The sequence below is a fragment of the Streptococcus parasanguinis genome (genome assembly GCF_001578955.1).
GTDB lineage: Bacteria > Bacillota > Bacilli > Lactobacillales > Streptococcaceae > Streptococcus > Streptococcus parasanguinis_U.
Genome location: NZ_KQ969792.1, coordinates 1 through 222, shown reverse-complemented (window position 1 = coordinate 222; position 222 = coordinate 1). Strand labels below are relative to the sequence as shown.

Sequence of the window (222 nt, the reverse complement as noted above, 5' to 3'; positions counted from 1 at the left end):
AGGTCTTCTCGATTTCCTCTTGCACACTGCGGGCATGCGGTTGGCGTTGAAACCCTGCAAACAAGGTCCCGTCATATGAAATGGTTGCTTTGTATCGTGTCATGTTTTAATTTTAGCAGGATATAGAAGGGGTTACAAGAGTGAAAAAACCAAACTGTCCGGGTACAGTTTTCCAAGCACAAAAAGAAGCTGGGACAAAAGTCCTAGCCTCTCAATTATTTT

General features: G+C 43.2%; 1 pseudogene. It reads right to left on the bottom strand.

Annotation, left to right across the window (positions count from 1 at the left end):
* Positions 1-103 (bottom strand): annotated as a pseudogene (locus tag SPADD19_RS11970) (tRNA pseudouridine(38-40) synthase TruA); the annotation flags it as partial.
* Positions 104-222: the final 119 nt, after the last annotated feature.